We start from the raw sequence: 15,433 nt of genomic DNA, 5'->3' as shown, positions 1-15,433 counted from the left end.
ATGAGTGACGATATCCCCCCGAGTACGAACGCCCACAAGAAAGGTTGGTTTGATAGAGTAAGTCAGCTATTTCAGGGCGAACCTCAAAATCGCGAAGATTTAGTCGATGTGATTGATGGTGCAGAACAGCGCGATCTGATCACTCAAGACACCCGCGAGATGATAAAAGGTGTATTAGACGTTTCTGATATGCGTGTTCGGGATATCATGATCCCAAGAGCTCAAATTGTCGCCCTCCAGATAGACAACTCGGTCGAAGAATTACTCGCCACTGTGATTGGCTCAGGTCACTCGCGCTTCCCCGTCGTTAACGAAGATAAAGACCATATCGAAGGCATATTGCTTGCTAAAGATTTGATCCCTTACGGTTTCTCCAACAGTGATGAGCCCTTCTCACTGGACCGCGTGATCCGTCCTGCTGTGGTTGTACCCGAAAGCAAACGCGTCGATGTATTGCTAAAAGAATTCCGCTCACAGCGCTACCATATGGCGATTGTGGTCGATGAATACGGCGGTGTGTCAGGTCTGGTGACTATCGAAGATATTTTGGAAGAAATTGTCGGTGAGATTGAAGACGAATTCGACCACGATAGCACGGAAGAAACTGAGATCCGCAAAGTCGGCAACACGGTTTATATGGTTAAGGCCTTGACGCCAATCGAAGATTTCAACGAAGAATTCAATACTGAATTCAGCGATGAAGAGTTTGATACTGTCGGTGGCTTAGTCTCACACGCCTTTGGTCATCTGCCAGAACGCAACGAGAGCATCATCATTGAAGGCATCGAATTTAAAGTGATCAATGCTGACACAAGGCGTTTAATCCAACTCAGAGTTAAACTCCCCGATCCTAATACTGGCGAAGACGTAGAATAATCACTCGTGCTAAAACAAATCCGGGCTTTTGCCCAACAAAAGTCCCGACCTAGTGCTTTGAGACTCGTACTGGCATTTGCCCTTGGCGCCAGTACGGCGCTTTCATTCGCGCCCTATTCTATTTGGATAATCTATCCGTTTGCCATGGCGATTGCCCTCTGGCATAGCCGAGCGCTTGACGCTAAGGCGAGCTTTTACTATTGGTTAAGCTTTGGATTTGGCTGCTTTGCCGTAGGGATCAGCTGGGTACATGTGAGTATGGATACCTTTGGTGGTATGCCGCTCATCGCCTCCGTTGGCTTGATGGCCTTGTTGGCTTTGTACTTAGCCTTATATCCGGCACTAACAGGTTTAGCGCTGGCTTGGTTAACTAAAACGCTCAGTAAAAATGGCGAAACCACGTTTAGCCTTTGGCGTAATCTCGCCCTCTTCCCCGCCCTGTGGACCTTGACCGAATGGGCTCGTGGCTGGGTGATGACAGGTTTCCCCTGGTTATGGGCCGGTTACTCTCAAACCCAAGGGCCGCTTAAACCCCTTGCCAGTATCATAGGCGCACTCGGGTTAAGCTTTGTGCTGGCCATGCTCGCTGGTGCATTAGCCCTTTTTTTTACTAAGCGTTATAAGAGTTTACTGCTTTTACTGCCACTCAGTATTCTGGCAGTTTGGGCTGCACCTAAGGTTTCCGACATTCATCCTACGGGTGAAAATGTTAAAGTGGCACTGGTGCAAGGCAATATTCCCCAAAGCATGAAGTGGGAACCCGACGCCCTGTGGCCTACCCTATTAAAATACATGGATTTATCCCGCGAACATTTTGATGCCGATATCATTATTTGGCCAGAAGCGGCAGTTCCCGCGCCAGAATCTATGGTGCAGGACTTTTTAGATAACGCCAATAAAGTCGCCAATCTAAACCATACGTCAATCATCACTGGCATTATCAGCCATCAAAATAACGAGTTTTATAATTCATTGATTGTGCTTGGTAATCATAATCAGAAACAACAAGCTGGCCCTGACTATGAGGGCGATGGTAGCAATCAATTTAAGAAACATCATCTGTTGCCGATTGGCGAGTTTGTGCCCTTTGAAGCGCTGCTGCGCCCGATTGCGCCTTTCTTTAATTTGCCTATGTCCTCCTTTGCTAGAGGCGAATATCAACAGCCAAATCTAAGTGCCCTAGGCCATAAAATCGCGCCCGCGATTTGTTATGAAATTGCCTTCCCAGAGCAATTACGCGACAGCGTTAATCAAGGGACAGATATACTGTTAACTGTCTCTAACGATGCTTGGTTTGGTAGTTCAAACGGCCCATTACAGCATATGGAAATCGCCCAAATGCGCGCAGTTGAATTGGGGCGCCCTTTATTGCGGGCAACCAACAATGGCGTGACTGCGGTAGTCGATGAGCATGGCAATATCACAGCATCCTTACCCCAGTTTGAAACAGGTGTGCTAAGCGCAACCATTCCCTTGGTGACAGGCCAAACTTGGTTCGCAAAATTAGGCCAAACACCCCTGCTGCTGCTCTGTGGCTTACTGGTATTACTCGGCTTTGGTCGACGTGTAAAAGCGCAATAGGATCAAGACCATGCATTACCCAATCAATAAACAAGATGCGGCTGGCTTTACCTTGATTGAACTGGTCGTGGTGATTATTGTACTTGGGATCTTGGCAGTGATTGCCGCGCCTAAATTTATCGGTTTGAGTAAAGAGGCTCGGGTACAAACCCTGAGCCAATTACAGGCCAGCGTAAAAACCGCCAACACACTAGCCTACTCCAAAACCCAAATGCCCAGCCTGCGAAGCCAAGCCGTTGCAGGCCGCGACGATATTATTGATATCGACCTCAATGGTGATGGCACGCCCGATACCAGATTGAAATGGGGTTACCTAGATAATACCGATGTGGAAAACTGGATCACCTCAGATGATAAGCTCATCATTCAATATCAAGGCGTTGATATCACTTACATAGGTTACGATCTTAACAACAATACCTTAGTAGATGACGATCAATGCTATTTCCGCTACACCCAAGCCAGCGATGCCAACACCCCGCCGCTATATGATATCAACACCCAAGGTTGTTAGGCTGACACTCAGTTAACCTGTGTTATCCCACAATTGTCTGCGAATAGATTAGGCTGATTGCGCGTTCCACGTTAAGGTGAACGATTAGACGTGGCCTTATACCAATCATAGTTACTGTTGCTGTTACTGTGTCTGCATAGCCAATAGATTGGTACCATTACCTCGTTCCTTAACTAAGGTACACATCAAGGCAACTCTATGGCACTGCTTCGCGTGCGCTACCAAACCCACGAGTTTGGCGATCTCGATATTCATGTCAGAACCCTAAGAGACAATCAGGAATTTGACGACATCGATGGCGAAGCTGAAAAGCTCGGTATTTCCTCCGCAACTTGGCCGTTATTTGGCATAGTCTGGCCATCGAGCCAAGTGCTATCGCACCACATGGCAGACTACAAAATTGGCAATAAACGTATTCTTGAAGTGGGCTGCGGTATTGGGCTCGCGAGTCTAGTGCTCAACCATAGGCACGCCGATATCACAGCAACAGACTATCACCCAGAATCAGGAAATTTCCTTAAGCAAAATGTCGATTTAAATCATGGTCGGGCGATCCCGTTTGTGCGCACTGGCTGGGCAGATGCAGAAACGAATTTAGGCTTATTTGATCTGATCATTGGTAGCGATCTCTTGTACGAACAAGAGCATGCCGATCTGTTGTCACAATTTATTGAGCAGCATGCTAAACCGGTTTGCGATGTGGTCTTGGTCGATCCCGGTCGTGGTAATCATGCCAAATTCAGTAAACGTATGGTCACCTTAGGTTACGAACACACACAACATAAACCCATTCACACTGAATTCTTATTGGCGCCTTTCGGTGGCCAAATCCTCAGTTACTGCCGTACGAACAGCTGATATTGTCTGATTAACCAAGATAGCGGTGATTTCGGTTTAATTGATCAAAAAAACGACGCAGATGCGTCGTTTTAACGAAATAAGATCGTTAACGCGACTAAGGCGTTAGCGGCTCGCGGGTAAATTCTTCGTGATCACACTCTGGGCAATCTGGGATGGGACTCGGAAATTCAATACTCATTTCATTGCCACAGTTAGTGCATACCATGATGCCCTGACTTACTATGTCGCCACTTTTGTAATAACCATTTTGCTTAAAATCTTGCGTTAATTCATGCCATTCCACTTGGCTGCGATCGGTTATTTCACCCAACCAATGCCAAAGCGTATTCTCCAAAGTAATCACAGTTTGGCTGTGGCTCAGACTATCGGCGTTCTGCTCGCGAAGAAAACTGGTAATATCACGTTTTAAGAATTGTTCTACTAAAGCGAGCTCATCTTCTCCAGCCTGTTGTTTAAGACGTAAAAACTCCTTACCTTGAGTGACAGAGTTAAATAAGTTCTTTACAGTCAGCGTGTTATCTTCTGCAAATTGAGCTTTCACTTCGGTAATTAAGGCTTGATACAGTCCTAGTAACACGTTACTTCTATCATTCATAACCAATACTCCTTCATACGAACCTTTTTAATGCATCGCTTCTAGTTTATTCTATGCAGATCTTACTCGCGCTGATATGGCGTTAGATCAAATAATAGGCGGCACTGCCGGAAATAGAGTGATGCAAGAGCAATATAATCCCTCAGAAATTGAAGCCTTAGTGCAAAAGCACTGGCATGACAACAAAACCTTCGAAGTCACTGAAGACGCAAACAAAGAAAAGTTTTATTGCCTTTCGATGTTTCCGTACCCTTCTGGCAGACTCCACATGGGACACGTACGCAACTATACCATAGGTGACGTAGTTGCACGCTTTCAACGTCTTCAAGGCAAAAACGTGCTCCAGCCTATCGGTTGGGACTCATTTGGTCTGCCCGCAGAAAATGCCGCGATTAACAACAAGACTGCGCCTGCGCCATGGACCTATGAAAACATAGAGTACATGAAGAACCAGCTGAAACTGCTGGGTTTTGGTTACGATTGGAGCCGTGAAATCGCCACTTGTACCCCAGAATATTATCGCTGGGAACAATGGTTCTTCACTAAGTTGTACGAGAAAGGCCTAGTCTACAAAAAGACAGCTTCGGTCAACTGGTGTCCAAATGATGAAACCGTACTGGCGAACGAGCAAGTTCAAGACGGTTGCTGCTGGCGCTGTGATACCCCTGTGGAACAAAAAGAAATTCCACAGTGGTTTATTAAGATCACTGCCTATGCAGAAGAATTATTAAACGATATCGATACCTTAGATGGCTGGCCTGATCAGGTCAAAACCATGCAACGTAACTGGATTGGTCGCAGCGAAGGTGTAGAAATGACCTTCGGCGTCGCAGGCCACGATAAAAGCTTCGATATCTATACCACGCGTCCTGATACCTTAATGGGCGTGACTTATGTGGCGATTGCTGCAGGTCATCCATTGGCTGAAATCGCCGCGCACACCAATCCTGAGCTTGCCGCCTTTATCGATGAGTGCAAAAACAGCACAACATCAGAAGCCGAACTCGCGACCATGGAAAAACGCGGTGTCGCGACAGGGCTTTTCGCCATTCATCCTATTACTGGTAAGCAAGTCCCAATTTGGGCAGCTAACTTTGTGTTGATGAACTATGGCACAGGCGCTGTGATGTCAGTTCCAGGCCACGATCAACGTGACTTCGAATTTGCGAAAAAATACGGTCTAGCGATTGAGGCTGTGATCAAGCCTGTTGATGGCGAAGTGGACATTAGCGAAGCCGCTTATACCGAAAAAGGCATACTGTTTAACTCAGGAGAGTTTGACGGTTTAGACTTTGAAGCGGGCTTTAATGCCATAGCCAACAAGTTAGTTGCCGAAGGTAAAGGCAAGCGCCAAGTCAACTATCGCCTACGCGATTGGGGTGTTTCACGTCAGCGTTACTGGGGCGCACCTATTCCTATGGTGACCTTAGCCGACGGCACTGTGATCCCAACGCCAGCAGATCAACTGCCAGTATTACTGCCAGAAGATGTCGTGATGGACGGGATTCAAAGCCCAATCAAGGCCGATAAAGAATGGGCAAAAACCCAAGTCAACGGTCAAGATGCGCTACGCGAAACCGATACCTTCGATACCTTTATGGAATCGTCTTGGTATTACGCCCGTTACTGCAGCCCGCATGCAGACGAAATGTTAGATCCCGCTAAAGCCAACTACTGGCTACCTGTGGATCAATACATTGGCGGTATCGAACACGCGTGTATGCATTTGTTATATTTCCGCTTCTTCCACAAGTTACTGCGTGATGCAGGTCTGGTTAACTCTAACGAGCCAGCCAAACAACTGCTGACCCAAGGCATGGTGCTGGCAGATGCTTTCTACTACATCAACGAAAAAGGCGCCCGTGTTTGGGTTTCTCCTTTAGATGTAGCGACCACAGAAAAAGACGACAAGGGCCGCATTACTAAGGCTATCGACAAAGACGGCAACGAGCTGGTTTATACCGGCATGAGCAAGATGTCTAAGTCGAAAAACAACGGTATCGATCCTCAAGTCATGGTTGAAAAATACGGCGCCGACACGGTTCGTCTATTTATGATGTTCGCCTCACCACCAGAATTAACTCTGGAATGGCAAGAGTCTGGCGTTGAAGGCGCACACCGCTTCATTAAACGTCTGTGGAAATTGGCAAACGAGCATGTGAACCAAGGTAACAGCGAAACCTTAGATGTCAGCACGTTAACAAGTGACCAAAAAGCGCTGCGCCGTGAAGTCCACAAGACTATCGCTAAAGTGACCGACGATATCGGCCGCCGTCAGATGTTCAACACTGCGGTTGCCGCCGTGATGGAACTGATGAACCATCTGCAAAAAGCACCACAAACCACAGGTCAAGACAACGCCATTATCGGCGAAGCCTTATCCGCCATAGTGCGTTTGCTGTACCCTATCATTCCGCATGTGAGCTTTAACCTGTGGAACGAGTTAGGCAATGCTAGCAACATCGAAGACAGCCAATGGCCAGTCGTTGATGAAGCTGCGCTAGTTGAAGACAGCAAACTCATCGTTGTGCAAGTTAACGGTAAAGTTCGCGCAAAAATCACAGTGGCTGCCGATGCTGATAAAGAATCAGTAGAAGCCTTAGGCATGAGTGATGAGCACGTGATCAAATACCTAGACGGCCTGACTGTGCGTAAAGTGATCTATGTGCCGGGTAAACTGCTTAGCATAGTGGCCAATTAACCGCTGCTAATAACTAGCTATACCCTAAGTTATTGAAGTGGTAGCAAGGCGGCAATTAACAACAGCCCATGAGCTTAAGTATTCTAAGTGATTGGGTTACTTGAAAGCCGCCAACAAAGCGGACGCTTCAAGCCAGCAGGTATACAACGAATAGGAAACCGCGAAATCTATGCTTATCAAACGCATATGCTTCGCAATCATGGCGCTAGTAATTATGACCAGCGCCGGTTGCGGTTTTAAGCTTCAACGCAGTTATCAAATCCCCGATGCCCTCAATCATTTGAGTTTGAGCAGCGCGGATGAATACAGCGAACTCACCCGTTTGGTGCGTGAACGCCTGCGCTTGAACAATATCCAAGTTGTCGACGCCGCCGATGACGTTCCAGTATTAAGGTTAATCACCGACTCCCTAGAACGCTCGACCTTATCTTTGTACCCCACTGGTAACGTCGCCGAGTATGAGCTGATTTATTTAGTCGAATTTGCTGTGGCATTGCCGGGTAAAGAAGCGCAGCCTTTCAAGGTTGAAATTCGCCGCGACTACTTAGACGATCCACGTACCGCATTGGCAAAGAGTCGTGAAATGGAATTGCTGACGAAGGAAATGCGTATCCAAGCTGCGGATCGTATTCTGCAAGCGATGGCCAGTACTGAGGTGAATTAATGCGGGTCATCAATTTAATGCGGATAATCTACTAAATGAGAGTCTATCCCGATCAACTCTCCCGCCACCTCAACCAGTTATTTCCTTGTTATCTGATTTTTGGTGATGATCCTTGGTTGATTGAAACCACCAAAGATCAGATCCGCCAATTTGCCAAGCGTCAGGGTTTCGATGAAAAAGTCCAACTCATTCAAGAGACGGGCTTTAATTGGAACGACTTGACTCAGGAATGGCAGGCCATGAGCCTGTTTTCCAGTAAGCGTCTGATTGAGTTAACCCTTCCACAATCTAAGCCCGGTGCCGAAGGCTCAAGTACACTGCAAGCCCTATTGCAGACGCCCAATCCCGATATGCTGTTGATTATCGAAGGGCCAAAGCTCGCCAACGAGCAAACCAACAGCAAATGGTTTAAGACCTTAGATGCCCATGGCATGTATCTGCCCTGCGCTACGCCAGAGGGCGATCAGTTTATGCGCTGGCTCGATGGCCGCATCAAGCACTTTAAGCTCAATCTGCAGCCGGATGCCCGCGCTATGTTGCATTCGCTTTATGAAGGCAATTTACTGGCTGCCGATCAAGCCATGCAGTTGCTGCAACTCCTGAGTCCAACAAATCCCGTCAGTGCCGATGAACTGAGCCACTATTTTGAGGATCAGTCGCGCTTCACCGTATTCCAACTCACGGATGCATTACTGAATAATAAACAGGATAGCGCGCAGCACATGCTGGCCCAGCTCAATGGCGAAGGCACAGCCTTACCTATCCTACTGTGGGCCTTGTTTAAAGAGCTCGGCTTATTATTCAATTTGAAATGCGAGCAAGCCCAAGGCGTCGCGCTGAGTGCGCTCTGGAGTAAACATCGAATTTGGGATAAACGTAAGCCTCTTTATCAAGCGGCGCTGCAACGGCTCAGCCTCGAACAGCTCGAACACATGCTCGCCCTCGCCTCGAAACTTGAGCTCAACTTAAAGCAGCAGGGTAAAGAGGATTGGACTGGGCTCAGCCACCTGTGTCTGTTATTTGATCCTCGAGCCCATCGGCATCTGGCACATATAGCCATAGACTAATCATAGGTTAACCAAAGAGTTGATATGCGCATTGGTATTTTAGGCGGCACCTTCGACCCGATACACTATGGTCATATCCGTCCGGCGATTGAAGTAAAACACGCATTAGCCTTGGATAAAATCCTACTGATGCCGAACCATATCCCGCCCCATAAACAGCAGCCTAACTTAACCACAGCGCAGCGGCTCAAGATGGTTGCCGATGTCTGCTCGCAGCTTGATGGCTTTGAGCTGTGCGATATCGAAGCTAAACGCGACACGCCTTCCTACACAGTGGTCACCCTTGAGCAACTGAAAAGCTTACATCCTGAACATGAGCTGTTTTTTATCATGGGGATGGACTCTTTCCTCCAATTAAAAAGCTGGTATGAGTGGCAACGCCTATTCGACTTTGCCCACCTCGTTGTCTGCCAGCGCCCGGGGTGGCAGCTCGATGCTGCGCATCCTATGCAGCAGATATTGACGGCCCGCAGTCAAGCGCCCAAAGAAACACACGAAGGGCATGCTAAAAGTACCCATAAAAACAGTGGGCAGATTTTCCCTGTGACAATTACGCCACAGGATATTTCCTCGACTCAAATCCGCGAACAACTGGCAAAAGGCGAAATTCCCGTCGATTTACTCATGCCCGTCACGCTAGATTACATCCAAAATCAACGACTTTACTTACCTTAGCTCGAACCGTAAGCAGATATCGCCAACTCAACTGCCAATGGCAATGTATTCCCAGCAGCAACACTGGTATACTACCGCGCTATTTAAAATTAATGAGGTACGCCAGCGTGCAGAGCGCGGAATTAAAACAGTTTGTTGTCGACAAGATCGACGACTTGAAAGCCAGAGACGTTGTTGTTCTGGATGTCAGCAAGCAATCTAACATCACTGACTACATGGTCATATGTTCAGGTACATCAAAGACTCACGTTAAAGCTATCGCTGAAAACCTTGTGGTTGAAGCGAAAAAAGCCGGTATTCCACCTTTAGGTGTTGAAGGCCGCGAAAGCAGCGAATGGGTTCTTGTGGACATGGGCGATGTGATCCTGCACGTTATGCAAGATCAAACCCGTGATTTCTACCAGCTTGAAAAGCTCTGGTCAGAAAAGCAAGACTGATGAAGTTACAGCTCATCGCAGTAGGAACACGGATGCCCGATTGGGTTACCCGTGGTTTCGAAGAATACCAGCGCCGTTTTCCCCGTGATATGGCGCTGGAGCTCATCGAAATACCCGCTGGAAAGCGGGGGAAAAATGCCGACATTGTCCGGATCCTTCAAAAGGAAGGCGAACAAATGTTGGCGGCTATTCCCAAAGGCAATCATATTGTTAGCTTAGATCTCCCCGGCAAAAACTGGACGACCCCCGAGCTAGCAACCGCGTTGACTAAATGGCAACTGGATGGTCGCGATGTCAGTTTACTGATTGGCGGACCGGAAGGATTAGCGCCAGCTTGCAAAGAAGCGGCAAACCAAAGTTGGTGCCTGTCGGCATTAACCTTACCTCATCCCCTAGTACGGGTTGTGGTCGCCGAAAGTTTGTACCGCGCGTGGAGCGTGAACACGAATCACCCCTACCATAGAGAATAGCGGGATCTTGATGTTAACGAGTGTCAACCACCCGTCATGGGATCAGCCGGAGATAGCATAAGTGTCGCCAAAAAAGCGGATAACAATGCATGATCACGCCGCCGAGGCGTCTCTTTTTAAGCGCCGAGCGCTATTCACCTTTTTTTGCGTTTTCGCCCTATTAAGCGTGTTAGTTACCAACCTTTATCATTTACAGGTTGAATCCTATAAGGATTATGAAACTCGCTCGAACGATAACCGTATCCGCGTTGTCCCAATTGCCCCGAGCCGTGGTCTCATTTACGATCGTAACGGCGTGCTATTAGCTGAAAACTTACCCTTTTATTCCCTCGATCTAGTTCCCGAAAAAATCAGTAACATGTCAGAGACCTTAGATGAGCTCGGCAAGTTAATTGAGATCAGTGAGGATGAACGCGAAACCTTTACCGAAGCGCTGAAATTTCATCGCCGCTTCAAACCACTGACGCTGAAAAACCAGCTGACCGAAGAGCAAGTGGCGATTTTCAGTGTTAACCAACATAAATTTCCAGGCATTTCAGTCGAAGCGGGTCTGAAGCGTAATTATCCCTATGGCGCGCAAATCACCCATGTGCTGGGTTATGTCGGCAAGATTAACACCCGAGATCGCGCCCAGTTAGAGCGCAGCGATCTGTGGAAAAACTATGCGGCTACCAAAGACATTGGTAAGCAAGGCATTGAAAAATTTTATGAATCCCTACTGCATGGCAAACCGGGTCACTTAGAAGAAGAAGTGAACAACCGCGGCCGCGCGATTCGCACCTTAAAAATTGTGCCGCCAGAGCCGGGGCAAGATATTTACCTGACGTTAGATCTGAAGCTGCAGCAAAAAGCGGTTGAGCTACTCACAGGTCTGCGCGGTTCTATTGTTGCAATCGATCCCCGTGACGGTGGCGTTTTAGCTATGGTGTCGAGCCCAAGCTATGATCCAAACCAATTTGTACAAGGAATTAATAACAAAGATTACAGCGCCTTACTCAACGATAAATCACGCCCCTTGATCAACCGCGCAACCCAAGGTCAATATGCGCCCGCATCAACCATCAAGCCCCATCTCGCACTCTTAGGTTTAGATGAAAAAGTCATTACCGAGAGCACCCGTGTGTGGGACCCAGGTTTTTGGCAAATTCCCGGTGTCGAACGTAAGTACCGTGACTGGAGACGCTGGGGACACGGCTGGGTTAACGTTTACAGTGCCATTACCGAATCCTGCGATACCTTCTTCTACGAACTCGCCTACAAAGTTGGGGTAGACCATATTGCCCGCTTTATGGAGCAATTTGGCTTTGGTCAAAATACCGGAATCGATATCTTTGAAGAATCCTCCGGCAACATGCCATCCAAAGAATGGAAACGCTTAAAGTACAATCAAGCTTGGTACATAGGCGATACCATTTCCGTCGGTATTGGCCAAGGTTATTGGACAGCAACCCCATTACAACTGGCGAATGCCGTTGGGATCATGGCTAACAAAGGCCGTCGTTTTCCGCCGCATCTGCTGAAGTCCATTAAAGACAATACGGCCAAGATTGACTCACCGATTAATGAGTTACCGCCGATTGAGCTTAATAGTCCCCGTAACTGGAATATCATCAACGAAGCGATGCGCCAGACGGCGAATAAATCACGCTTTACCGATGCCACTTACACCGCCGCGATGAAAACAGGTACGGCGCAGGTTATTGGCGTAGCAGAAAATACCAAATACGATGCGAGTAAAATTGCCGAACATTTCCGCGATAATGCCTTAGTTGTGGCCTATGCGCCCTTCGAAGATCCTAAAATCGTCCTCGCAGTCGTGATGGAAAACGCAGGTTGGGGTGGCGCAAATGCTGGCCCCGTCGCTCGCGCCATGCTCGATGAATATATGCTTAGAGATACTTGGAAACCGCAACCATGAGTACCCATAGCCAATATCAAAACATCTGGCAACGCTTACACATAGACTTGCCATTATTGCTCGGCCTATTGGCTGTGATGGGCTTTGGCCTGTTCGTCATCTATTCTGCCAGCGGTGAAGATTTAGAGATGATGGAGCGGCAGCTGTTCCGTATGGTACTGTCGCTCGGCATCATGTTCACTATGGCGCAAATCAATCCTGAGGCCCTTAAACGCTGGGCCTTACCCATTTATCTGGCGGGGATTGTCTTGCTGCTTGGGGTGCATTTTTTCGGTGAAATCAACAAAGGCGCACAGCGCTGGTTGAACTTAGGCTTTATGGAGTTTCAACCCTCAGAGCTGATTAAACTCGCCTTCCCCATTACTATGGCTTGGTATATCAGTAAGTTCCCTCTACCGCCGAAGAAACGCTATCTTGCGGGTGCGGCGGTGATCTTGCTGGTGCCGACTCTACTTATCGCTAAACAACCCGACCTCGGCACATCGATTTTGGTGGCTGCATCAGGCATTTTCGTGCTGTTTTTATCCGGCATGAGCTGGCTCATTGTTGGTGGCTTTATCGCCGCAGTGCTCGCCTTCCTGCCTATCCTTTGGTATTTCTTGATGCACGATTACCAAAGAACACGGGTATTGACCCTGCTCGATCCTGAGCAAGATCCCCTCGGCGCGGGTTACCACATTATTCAGTCGAAAATCGCTATCGGCTCTGGCGGACTCTGGGGCAAAGGTTGGCTCGACGGCACTCAGTCACAGCTTGAATTTATCCCTGAACGTCATACCGATTTTATCTTTGCGGTGATCGGTGAAGAATTTGGCTTAATTGGCAGTATCTTACTGTTAATTATGTACCTCTATATTATTGGCCGCGGTTTAGTCATTGCTTCGCGCGCCCAAACCAGTTTTGCTCGACTGCTCGCCGGTAGTATCACGCTGACTTTTTTCGTTTATGTTTTTGTGAATATTGGCATGGTTTCAGGTATCCTGCCCGTGGTAGGTGTACCACTGCCCCTTGTCAGTTATGGTGGAACCTCCATGCTGACATTGATGACAGGGTTTGGCATTCTTATGAGCATTCATACCCATAGACGTTTCGTAGATAGATAATTTTTAGGGACTTTTCATGCCTACTCTCCGAGCTTTTTTAGCTCCACTCGGTTTACTGTGTTTTAGTTCATTGTTAGTCGCCTGTACCACGGCGAACGAACCGACACCCGCGCAGGCACCCGTTCCAAGCACGCCAGTGGCTCCGGCCGCTGAAATCGCGCCCACAATTCCCGCTGAACTTAAAGAAGAGTTTATCCAAGCTCAAGTAAAACAAGGTTTTACTCGTGCAGAAGTGCTCGCTTTTCTCGACAAGGCAAAATACAACCAAGGGGTTATCGATGCGATGACCCGCCCATGGGAAGCAAAACCTTGGCATGTGTATTATCCCATCTTCTTAACCGAGAAACGCCTCGACGCTGGTCTCGCCTTTTGGAAAAAACACGAGAAAACCATCGCGAAAGCCGCGGCTAAGTACAAAGTTGACCCACAGATTATTGTCGCCATCATCGGCATTGAAACCTTCTACGGCCAATACACGGGCAATTATCCTGTGATTGATGCCCTCTATACCTTAGGGTTTCACTATCCGCCGCGCGCCACCTTTTTCCGTAAGGAATTTGGCGAGTTGATGAAGTTAGTGAAAGAAGAACATTTAAATATAGATACCCTCAAGGGCTCCTACGCAGGCGCTATGGGTTATGGCCAGTTTATCCCCTCAAGTTATCGCCATTACGCGGTTGATTTCGATGGCAGCGGCAACCGCGATTTATTACAAAGTCCTGAGGATGCCATCGGCAGTGTGGCCAATTATTTCCACGAACACGGTTGGCAAGCCAATGCGCCGGTCGCTTTACCGTTAGTGAATAACAGCAAAACAGCACCTAAAGCGAAAGTGTGGGCAGGTGAAAAGCTGAACTATAAAGTTGCAGATATTTTAACGCCTACCTTAGCCTTAGCCGATGCGCGGGACTTAGATGTTTCGCAAAAAGCCTTACTGATTGAGCTTGAACAAGCGGATCACAGTGATTACTGGATTGGCTTAAATAACTTTTATGTGATCACTCGCTATAATCGTAGCCCTTTGTATTCAATGGCCGTTTATCAATTTAGCCAACAATTAAAAGAACAGCATGCCTCTAAAAAATAATCTTTTACAGCTTGCCGCCTTGGTTATGTGCTTCGCCCTTGCGGCGTGTTCTTCAAGCCCAAACAACGCCAGCAAGAAAAACATGGACCCGAACAAGGGCCGTTATTCGCTGAAGAATGACAAGCTGCCGCTGAATCCACCGAATGTGGATAATGTGCCGAACGCGACGCCTAAGTACGAGCCCTATAGCCGCCGTGGCAACAAGCCCTATACGGTTTACGGCGAGTCTTATACTGTGATGAACACGGGCCAAGGCTTTAGTGAAACCGGACGCGCCTCTTGGTATGGAGAGAAATTCCATGGCTACGAGACCTCTAATGGCGAGCCCTATGATATGTATTCCATGTCGGGCGCCCATAAGACACTGCCACTGCCGAGTTACGCTCGGATCACTAACTTAGATAACAATAAGCAAGTGATCATTCGCATCAACGACCGTGGACCATTCCATTCAGATCGTATTCTCGATGTCTCCTACGCCGCCGCCCATAAACTCGGTATGCTCGGCAAAGGCACAGCGCGGATAAAACTGGATGTGGTTTATGTTGGCAGTGTTGCAGCTACTAATTCGGGCGTAGCTAGCGCACAAGATACGGGCAATCATTACATTCAGTTAGTGGCCTCCAAAGATAGGGCCAAACTCAATGCCATGGCGAAAGAGCTTGAACAGAAATATCAGGTCAAGACCCGTGTACAAGCAGCAAACAATATGTTTAGACTACAGCTCGGCCCCATAGGCCAGCCAGAGTTAGCCGACAAGCTACTCAATAACGTCAAGCAAAATGGTTTTCCTGAGGGCTATATCGTCCATGAATAATGACCGTTTGCTCTGATCAGAATTGATTTAAAAATAGAGATGAAGGAACCTTCACTAAAACCCACTG

The 15,433-nt window shown here is 47.9% G+C and carries 15 protein-coding genes; 14 read left to right on the top strand and 1 reads right to left on the bottom strand.

Annotated features, from left to right (window positions below; translation table 11 throughout):
- The 4 genes from corC to DYH48_RS03485 all read left to right on the top strand — a co-directional run bounded on the left by corC (position 1) and on the right by DYH48_RS03485 (position 3,829).
- Positions 1–876, top strand: a complete 876-nt coding sequence (corC, locus tag DYH48_RS03500; RefSeq protein ID WP_006082742.1) for a CNNM family magnesium/cobalt transport protein CorC — start codon at positions 1–3, stop codon at positions 874–876.
- Between the two features lie 6 nt (positions 877–882).
- Positions 883–2,457: an apolipoprotein N-acyltransferase gene (lnt, locus tag DYH48_RS03495; RefSeq protein ID WP_115334067.1), complete on the top strand. Its 1,575-nt coding sequence runs from the start codon at positions 883–885 to the stop codon at positions 2,455–2,457.
- 10 nt (positions 2,458–2,467) lie between these two features.
- Complete coding sequence (locus DYH48_RS03490) at positions 2,468–2,971, top strand: pilus assembly FimT family protein (RefSeq protein ID WP_107403977.1); 504 nt, start codon at positions 2,468–2,470, stop codon at positions 2,969–2,971.
- Between the two features lie 198 nt (positions 2,972–3,169).
- Complete coding sequence (locus DYH48_RS03485; RefSeq protein WP_006082745.1) at positions 3,170–3,829, top strand: class I SAM-dependent methyltransferase; 660 nt, start codon at positions 3,170–3,172, stop codon at positions 3,827–3,829.
- A 97-nt stretch (positions 3,830–3,926) separates the two neighbouring features.
- On the opposite strand, the gene DYH48_RS03480 is transcribed toward DYH48_RS03485, so the two are convergent.
- On the bottom strand, positions 3,927–4,427 hold the full coding sequence (locus DYH48_RS03480) for a zinc ribbon-containing protein (RefSeq protein ID WP_006082746.1): 501 nt from the start codon (positions 4,425–4,427) through the stop codon (positions 3,927–3,929).
- Between the two features lie 121 nt (positions 4,428–4,548).
- Here DYH48_RS03480 and leuS point away from each other — a divergent pair, with 121 nt between their 5' ends.
- The 10 genes from leuS (at position 4,549) to DYH48_RS03430 (ending at position 15,366) form a co-directional block, all read left to right on the top strand.
- Positions 4,549–7,128, top strand: coding sequence for a leucine--tRNA ligase (leuS, locus tag DYH48_RS03475; RefSeq protein ID WP_115334066.1), 2,580 nt, complete (start codon positions 4,549–4,551; stop codon positions 7,126–7,128).
- A 169-nt stretch (positions 7,129–7,297) separates the two neighbouring features.
- Positions 7,298–7,792: an LPS-assembly lipoprotein LptE gene (locus DYH48_RS03470; RefSeq protein ID WP_115334065.1), complete on the top strand. Its 495-nt coding sequence runs from the start codon at positions 7,298–7,300 to the stop codon at positions 7,790–7,792.
- Between the two features lie 35 nt (positions 7,793–7,827).
- Positions 7,828–8,859 (top strand): DNA polymerase III subunit delta, encoded by a 1,032-nt coding sequence (gene holA, locus DYH48_RS03465; protein WP_012587018.1) that lies wholly within the window; start codon positions 7,828–7,830, stop codon positions 8,857–8,859.
- Between the two features lie 24 nt (positions 8,860–8,883).
- The gene (gene nadD, locus DYH48_RS03460) at positions 8,884–9,534 is read left to right on the top strand and encodes a nicotinate-nucleotide adenylyltransferase (RefSeq protein WP_115334064.1); all 651 of its coding nucleotides are present in this window, start codon (positions 8,884–8,886) and stop codon (positions 9,532–9,534) included.
- 107 nt (positions 9,535–9,641) lie between these two features.
- Positions 9,642–9,971 (top strand): ribosome silencing factor, encoded by a 330-nt coding sequence (gene rsfS, locus DYH48_RS03455; protein WP_006082751.1) that lies wholly within the window; start codon positions 9,642–9,644, stop codon positions 9,969–9,971.
- Positions 9,971–10,441: a 23S rRNA (pseudouridine(1915)-N(3))-methyltransferase RlmH gene (gene rlmH / locus DYH48_RS03450; protein ID WP_006082752.1), complete on the top strand. Its 471-nt coding sequence runs from the start codon at positions 9,971–9,973 to the stop codon at positions 10,439–10,441. The genes rsfS and rlmH overlap by 1 nt, the downstream gene beginning before the upstream one ends.
- 61 nt (positions 10,442–10,502) lie before the next feature.
- A complete protein-coding gene (gene mrdA / locus DYH48_RS03445; protein ID WP_006082753.1) occupies positions 10,503–12,359 on the top strand; it encodes a penicillin-binding protein 2 in 1,857 nt (618 codons plus the stop codon).
- A complete protein-coding gene (rodA, locus tag DYH48_RS03440; protein ID WP_006082754.1) occupies positions 12,356–13,462 on the top strand; it encodes a rod shape-determining protein RodA in 1,107 nt (368 codons plus the stop codon). The genes mrdA and rodA overlap by 4 nt, the downstream gene beginning before the upstream one ends.
- Positions 13,463–13,478: 16 nt before the next feature.
- Complete coding sequence (mltB, locus tag DYH48_RS03435) at positions 13,479–14,549, top strand: lytic murein transglycosylase B (RefSeq protein WP_115334063.1); 1,071 nt, start codon at positions 13,479–13,481, stop codon at positions 14,547–14,549.
- Complete coding sequence (locus DYH48_RS03430) at positions 14,533–15,366, top strand: septal ring lytic transglycosylase RlpA family protein (protein ID WP_115334062.1); 834 nt, start codon at positions 14,533–14,535, stop codon at positions 15,364–15,366. Before mltB ends, DYH48_RS03430 begins: the two co-directional genes overlap by 17 nt.
- Positions 15,367–15,433 lie beyond the last annotated feature (67 nt).

This window comes from Shewanella baltica, assembly GCF_900456975.1.
In the GTDB taxonomy this organism is placed as follows: domain Bacteria; phylum Pseudomonadota; class Gammaproteobacteria; order Enterobacterales; family Shewanellaceae; genus Shewanella; species Shewanella baltica.
The sequence above is the reverse complement of the archived record's forward strand: the minus strand, read 5'-3'. Positions and strand labels throughout refer to the sequence as shown.